Source organism: Burkholderia stagnalis, from assembly GCF_902830275.1.
GTDB classification, from domain to species: Bacteria; Pseudomonadota; Gammaproteobacteria; order Burkholderiales; family Burkholderiaceae; genus Burkholderia; species Burkholderia stagnalis.
In genome coordinates, this window is the sequence record NZ_CADESW010000009.1 from 254942 (window position 1) to 262379 (window position 7438).

Annotated in this window: 5 protein-coding genes; 2 read left to right on the plus strand and 3 right to left on the minus strand. The window is 68.2% G+C overall.

Annotated features, from left to right (window positions below):
• Positions 1-340: 340 nt before the first annotated feature.
• Genes HWY45_RS18325 through HWY45_RS18335 form a run of 3 tightly spaced genes read right to left on the minus strand, consistent with a single transcriptional unit; the run spans position 341 to position 6109 of the window.
• A complete protein-coding gene (locus HWY45_RS18325; RefSeq protein WP_059885380.1) occupies positions 341-1780 on the minus strand; it encodes an efflux transporter outer membrane subunit in 1440 nt (479 codons plus the stop codon).
• A 4-nt stretch (positions 1781-1784) separates the two neighbouring features.
• On the minus strand, positions 1785-4928 hold the full coding sequence (locus tag HWY45_RS18330; RefSeq protein ID WP_059885378.1) for a multidrug efflux RND transporter permease subunit: 3144 nt from the start codon (positions 4926-4928) through the stop codon (positions 1785-1787).
• A gap of 20 nt (positions 4929-4948) precedes the next feature.
• The gene (locus tag HWY45_RS18335) at positions 4949-6109 is read right to left on the minus strand and encodes an efflux RND transporter periplasmic adaptor subunit (RefSeq protein ID WP_059885376.1); all 1161 of its coding nucleotides are present in this window, start codon (positions 6107-6109) and stop codon (positions 4949-4951) included.
• Between the two features lie 130 nt (positions 6110-6239).
• Between HWY45_RS18335 and HWY45_RS18340 the strand changes: the two genes are divergently transcribed.
• Together HWY45_RS18340 and HWY45_RS18345 are read left to right on the plus strand one after the other, a co-directional pair.
• Positions 6240-6977, plus strand: a complete 738-nt coding sequence (locus tag HWY45_RS18340; RefSeq protein WP_059885375.1) for a response regulator — start codon at positions 6240-6242, stop codon at positions 6975-6977.
• The coding region (locus HWY45_RS18345) for a HAMP domain-containing protein (protein ID WP_176118380.1) at positions 6974-7438 on the plus strand (465 nt) is incomplete at its 3' end. The genes HWY45_RS18340 and HWY45_RS18345, both read left to right, overlap by 4 nt.

Genomic DNA, 7438 nt, shown 5'->3' on the forward strand with positions numbered 1-7438 from the left:
GCCAGGAAAGTCATGCGTCAGCGGCCCATCGGGGCAGCGCACGCCGGACGGTTGCCCGGAATCGGAGTCCGGGTCGAATCGAAGGGAATGCACCGGCCGTTCGACGACCTTTCGGCTTCCGAAGTAAAACCCCTTCAGCGCCGAAGGTCTTTCAGGCCCTTCCCTTTACTAGTACATGTTGCAAAACATAGGTCATGATACATAACAAAAGAAATGAAAAAAAAGACAGGGTATTCCCCTGTCTTCAGCGTGCCGATTCGAGCGGCGGATTCATCAGCCCACCGGCGGGCATCCCGATGCCGTCCGGCCCTTGCGGGCCGGACGACGCGCCGGCCCGGCGTTACTGCGCCTTCGCCACCGGCGGCACGTCGGTATCCGTCAGGCCGCCACCGAGCGCCTTGTAGAGCGCGACAGCGTTGCTCAGCTCGCTGCTTCGCAGGTCCAGCAACGCCTGTCGCGCCGCGTACAGCTGCCGCTGTGAATCGAGCAGCTCGAGGCGCCCTTCGACGCCCGCGCGATAGCGCAGGTTCGACAGGTCGGTGCGGCGCTCGGCGCTGGCCACCACGCGGGTCTGCGCGTCGATCTGCCGGCCGTAGGTTTCGCGGCCGGCGAGGCCGTCCGCGACCTCGCGGAACGCGATCTGGATCGCCCGCTCGTATTCGACGACGGCGCTCGACTTGCGCACCTCCGCCAGGCGTAGCTCCGAACGCAGCCTGCCGCCCTGGAAGATCGGCACCGTCACTTGCGGCGAGAACGCCCAGGTGCGCTGGCCGCCGTCGAACAGGCTGCCGAAGCCCGGGCTGATGAAGCCCAGCGTCGTCGTCAGCGACAGCCGCGGGAAGAACGCGGCGCGCGCGGCGCCGATATCCGCGTTGGCGGCCACCAGGTTCTGCTCGGCCTGCCGGATGTCCGGCCGGCGGATCAGCAGCTCGGACGGCAAGCCCGCCGGCAGCTGGGTCATCACCGGCTGGCGCTCCAGCGGCACCGGTTCGGGCAGATCCTTGGGCAGCTCGGCGCCGACCAGCAGCCGCAACGCGTTGCGCGCCTGCTTGACGGCGCGCGTGCGCGCCTCCAGGTCCGCGGCCGCGCTCGCGACCTGGCCCTCGGCCTGCGCGACGTCGACGCCGCTGGCCTGATGCGCCTCCTTCAGGCGCAGCGCGAGATCGAGCGACTGCTGCCAGTCGGCCAGCGTGCGTTCGGACAGCGCGCGCTGCTCCTGCGCGAGGCGCTCGGCGAAGTAGGCATCCGCCACCGCGCCGACGAGCGAGACCTGCGCGGCGCGGCGCCCCTCGTCGGTTGCCAGATAGCGCGCAAAGGCAGCATCCGACAACGACTTCACCCGGCCGAACAGATCGATTTCGAACGCGCTGATGCCGACGTTCACGCCGTACTGATTCTGCGTGGACTCGAGAATCGGCGGGTTCGATTGCGAATCCGCGGGGGTGCGCTGGCGCGTGAAGCTGGCGCCGGCATTGATGGACGGCAGCCGGTCGGCGCGCTGGATCCCGTACTGGGCCTGCGCCGCCTCCACATTCAGCACGGCCAGGCGCAGGTCGCGATTGTTCTCGAGCGCGAGCTCGATCAGCCGCTGCAGGCGCCGGTCGCCGAACATCGTGCGCCAGCCGAGGTCGGCCGCATGCGCGCCGGTGTCGGCCGCGGCGCCTTCCGTCGTGTAGGCCGTCGGCACCGGCGGCTCCGGCTTGACCAGCCGGGGCGCCATCGAGCAGGCCGACAGCGCGACGGCCGCCGCTACGGCAAGGGGAAGAACAAGCATTCGCATAACATTAACCTTCCTGTTCCGGACTCACGGCGACGGTTTTCTTGCGGAATCCGAACCATGCCCCGACGCGCTCCTGGAAGCCCATCACGAACACGAAAAACACCGGCACGAAGAAAATCGCCAGCACCGTGGCGGTCACCATGCCGCCGAACACGCCCGTGCCGATCGCGTGCTGCGTTTCGGCGCTCGCGCCCGTCGCGATCATCAGCGGCACCACGCCCAGGCCGAACGCCAGCGACGTCATCAGGATCGGGCGCAGCCGCAGCCGCGACGCTTCCACCGCCGCTTCGACGAGCCCCTTGCCTTCCTCGCGCAACTGCTTCGCGAATTCGACGATCAGGATCGCGTTCTTCGCGGACAGGCCGATCACGGTGATCATCCCGACCTTGAAGTACACGTCGTTCGGCAGGCCGCGCAGCATCACCGCGCCGATCGCGCCGATCAGGCCCAGCGGCACGACCAGCATCACCGACAGCGGGATCGACCAGCTCTCGTAGAGCGCCGCCAGCACCAGGAACACCACGATCATCGACAGCGCCATCAGCATCGGCGCCTCCGAAGCGGACTGGCGTTCCTGCAGCGACTGGCCCGTCCACGCCACCGAGAAGCCCGGCGGCAGCTGCCTGGCCAGACGTTCCATCTCGTCCATCGCCGCGCCGCTCGAGTAGCCGGGTGCGGCCATGCCCGAGATGCGCGCGGACGGGTAGCCCTGGTAGCGCACCATCTGCAGCGGCGTATCGGCCCACACCGGCTGGACCACCTCGGACAGCGGCACCATGCCGCCGCTCGCATTGCGCACGTAGAGCTTCATCACGCTGTCGATCTGCATGCGCGCCGGCGCATCGGCCTGGATGATCACCTGCTGCATGCGCCCCGCGTTCGGGAAATCGTTGACGTAGGTCGAGCCCATTGCACCCGACAGCGTGTCGCTGATGCTCGTGAACGACACGCCCAGCGCCTCGGCCTTCTGCCGGTCGATATCCAGGCGGATGCTCGCGCCGGCCGGCAGGCTGTCCGGATAGACGCCGACCACGACCTTGCTTTGCGCCGCGAGTTCGAGCAGCTTGGCCTCGGCCGCCTTGAGCGCCGCGTTGCCCTGGTTCGCGCGGTCCTGCAGGCGCATCGAGAAGCCCGAGCTGGTGCCCAGTTCGTCGATCGCCGGCGGCATCAGGCTCATCACCGTGCCTTCGGTCACGCCCGCCATCGCCTGCTGGGCCATCATGGCTTCGCCCATGGCCGTCGCGCCGTTGCGCTTGTTCCAGTCCTTCAGCACCGCGTAGTTCAATGCGGCATTCGGGCCGGAGCCGGAGAAGCCGTAGCCGACGATCGAAATGCTGGACTCGATCCCCGGGCGCGAAGCGATATGCCGCTCGAGCGTCTTGACCACGTCCCGCGTGCGCTCGGCCGTCGAATCGGACGGCAGCAGGAAGCCGGTCATGAAGTAGCCCTGGTCCTCCTCGGGCAGGAACGACGACGGCAGCTCCCGGAAGCCGACCACCAGCACGCCGCAGATCGCGACGAAAATCAGCATCACGCGCCCCGCACGGCCGATCAGCCGGCCGACGCGCGTCGCGTACCACTGCGTCATGCGGTCGAAGCGGCGGTTGAACCAGCCGAAGAAGCCGCGCTTCTCGTGGTGCCCGTGCGCGATCGGCTTGAGCATCGTCGCGCACAGCGCCGGCGTCAGCGTGAGCGCGAGCAGCGCCGAGAACAGGATGGACACCGCCATCGACATCGTGAACTGCTGGTAGATCACGCCCACCGAACCGCTGGACATCGCCATCGGCAGGAACACGGCGGTCAGCACCAGCGTGACGCCGATGATCGCGCCGGTGATCTCCTTCATCGCCTTGACCGTCGCGTCCTTCGGCGACAGGCCTTCCTCCGCCATCAGGCGCTCGACGTTCTCCACCACGACGATCGCATCGTCGACGATGATGCCGATCGCGAGCACCATGCCGAACATGGTCAGCACGTTGATCGAGAAACCCGTGGCCAGCATCACCGTGAAGGTGCCGAGCATCGCGACCGGCGCGACGATCGCCGGGATCAGCGTGTAGCGCACGTTCTGCAGGAACAGGTACATCACGAGGAACACCAGCACCATCGCTTCCAGCAGCGTATGGAGCACCTTCTCGATCGAGATCTTCACGAACGGCGCGGTGTCGAACGGGATCGAATCGCTCATGCCCGACGGCATCGATTTGCGCATCTCGTCCAGCCGCGCCCGCACGGCCGCCGCGGTCTTGACCGCGTTGCCGCCCGGCGAAAGCTGCACGCCGGCGATGACGGCGGGCTTGCCGCTCTCGGTGTTGACGAAGTTGTAGGACTGCGAGCCGAGTTCGACCCGCGCGACGTCGCCCAGCACCACCTTGGAGCCGTTCGCGTTGGCGCGCAGCACGATCGCGGCAAACGCTTCCGGCGTCGTCAGTTGACCCTGCACGGTGAGCGGCACGGTCACCCGCTGCCCGGTCATGGCCGGCAACGCGCCGACGCTGCCCGGCGCGATCTGCACGTTCTGCTGGCTGACGGCGGCCGTCAGGTCGCTCATCGACAGGTTGTAGGTGATCAGCTTGGACGGATCGACCCAGATGCGCATCGCCCGTTCGGACCCGAACATCTGCACGCGGCCCACGCCCTCGACGCGGCGCAGCTCCTCGACGATGTTGCGCGCCATGTAGTCGGCGAGTTCGCCTTCGTCGAAACGGCCGCTATCGGACTTGAGGGCGACGAACAGCAGGAAGCCGGACGAGGCCGACTCGACGATCACGCCGTTCTGCCGCACGACCGCGGGCAGGCGCGGCTCGACGGCCTTCAGCTTGTTCTGCACGTCGACCTGCGCGAGCGCCGGATCCGTGCCGGGCTTGAACGTGACGGTGATCTTCGAGACACCGGACGTATCGGCCGACGACTCGTAGTACAGCAGGTTCTTGACGCCCGACAGCTCCCGTTCGATCAGGCTCAGCACCCCGTCGCTCATGGTTTGCGGCGTGGCGCCCGGGTAGGTCGCGGTGATGGTGACGGTCGGCGGTGCGACCGTCGGGTAGCGCGCGATCGGCAGCTCCGGGATCGCGATCAAGCCCGTCAGGATGATGAAGAGCGCGACGACCCATGCGAAGACCGGCCGGCGGATGAAGAATTGAGACATGGCAGGACGCTCCCCGTGACTCAGCGCGCGGCCGTGGCGGCCGCGGCGTCAGGCGACTTCCAGGCCTTCGCGGTGACCGGGACGCCGTCGGCCAGGCGCTCCATGCCTTCCACCACGACCTTCTGGCCCGCCTGCAGCCCCGACTTGATGCGGTAGCTGCGGCCCGCCTGCTCGCCCAGCTCGACCGGCTTCAGGTGCGCCTGGTTCTTCGCGTCGAGCACCCAGACCTGCGGCTTGCCGTCCGCGCGCAGCACCGCCTGTTGCGGCACCGTCAGCGCGTTCGCGTAGTTCGCGCGCGGAATGCGGGCGCGCACGTACATGCCCGGCAGCAGCTGGCGCTTCGAGTTGTCCACCAGCACGCGCACCAGCACGTCGCCGGTGCCGGAATCGACGTTCACGCCGGAGAACAGCATGCGGCCCTTGACGTCGTAAGGCGTGCCGTCGTCGCGCAGCACCTCGACCGGCAGGCCGGTGCCGGTATACCCGTCCTGCGACGCCAGCGCGTCGCGCAGGTGCTGCAGCGATGCGGCCGGCTGGCGCACGTCCACGTAAACCTGGTCGATCTGCTGGATGCGCGCCATCGGCTGGCTGTCGGCGCTGCTGACGAGCGCGCCTTCGGTCACCAGCGCCTGGTCGATGCGGCCCGTGATCGGCGCCTCGACGGTTGCGAACTTCAGGTCGAGCTGCCGGCGGGCGAGCGTGGCGCGCGCCTGCGCGACGTCGGCGGCTGCCTGGTCGCGCTGCGACACCGCATCGTCATACACCTGGCGGCTGATCGCGTCCGCCTCGACGAGCGGGCGCAAGCGCGCCGTCTGCACCTTGGCGCGCGAGAGCGCGGCCTCGGCCCGCTGCAGCGCCGCCGCGGCCGTATCCATGTCGGCCTTGAACGGCGCCGGATTGATCTGGAACAGCGACTGGCCGGCACGCACCTCGGTGCCCTGCTCGAACAGCCGGCGCTGCACGATGCCGCTGACCTGCGGGCGGATTTCCGCGATCCTGACCGCCGCGATGCGGCCGGGCAAGTCTTCGGTCAGCTTGAGGGGCGCAGGCGCCAGGGTCATGGCGCTCACCTGCGGCGCCGGCAGTGCGGCCTGTTGTTCGGATTGTCCGCACCCGGCCAGTAGCGCAGCAAACACGAGGGCGTATGCACCGCCGTAGCGGCAACGTCGATCGTTATTCATATGGACTCCATGAGACGCAGGCAACCAGACTGCCGGCGAAGACTGGCGAGTCTGCGCGCGACCAATGGCGTCTCGTCTGAGGTAGCATGGAGATTCGATGGAGATACCAACGGAATTCGAAGCAGTCGACATGCCTGAAACCACCCGCCCCTCCGGTGCCGCCCAGGGCGCCCAAGCCCTGATCCTCATTGCCGAGGACGAACCCGAGATCGCCGAGATCCTGGCCGCCTATTTCGCGCGCAGCGGCCTGCGCAGCGTGCATGCGGCCGACGGCCGCCGCGCGCTCGACCTGCATCTGTCGCTCAAGCCCGACCTCGTGCTGCTGGACGTGCAGATGCCCCACGTCGACGGCTGGCAGGTGCTGGCCGAGATTCGCCATCGCGGCGATACGCCCGTGATCATGCTGACCGCGCTGGACCAGGACGTCGACAAACTGACCGGGCTGCGCATCGGTGCGGACGACTACGTGGTCAAGCCGTTCAATCCCGCGGAAGTCGTCGCGCGCGTGCAGGCGGTGCTGCGCCGCTCGATGGCCAATGCGGGCGCGGCGGACCGGCGCGTGCTGCGCGCGGCGCCGTTCGAGATCGACCTCGACCACCACGAAGCCACCGTGCAGATCGGCCAGCAGCGCCACACGCTCACGCTCACGCTGACCGAATTCAAGCTGCTCGCGCAGCTGGCGCGCGCGCCCAAGCGGGTAGCCAGCCGCGCCGAGCTGATGGCGGCCTGCCTGCCGGAAGGCGATGCGCTGGAGCGCACGGTGGACAGCCACATCAGCAAGCTGCGCAAGAAACTGGAGGAACTCGGCATCGACGGTGTGCCGGCCAGTGTGCGCGGCGTCGGCTACAAGCTGTGGAGCGTCGATTGAAGCTGGAAGGCCTGAGCCGCCAGATCGCCTTGTGGATGGCGGCGATGGCGTTCGGCGTGACGGTGCTGGTGGTGGTGACGGCCTATGTGTTCTATTACCTGGTCTTCACGTACTGGCCCGCCTATTACAACTACGGCACGCGCTGGGAGTGGGTGCCGACCGCGCCGGAATGGGTCTGGCTGAGCGCGACCACGCTGGCCGGCCTCGCGCTCGCGATTGCCGTCGCGGTCAACCTGTCGCGGCGCATTCTGGCGCCGTTGAATTCGGTGGCGGACAGCATCCGCCGCGTCGCGCACGGCGATCTCGGCGCGCGTGCGGTGGCCGGCGACCGCTCGTTGCGCGAAGCCGCGCTGCTCGCCGACGATTTCAACGCGCTCGCCGACCAGTTGCAGCGCGTGACCAAAGAGCAGGCGTTCTGGAATGCCGCGATCGCGCACGAGCTGCGCACGCCGGTCACGGTG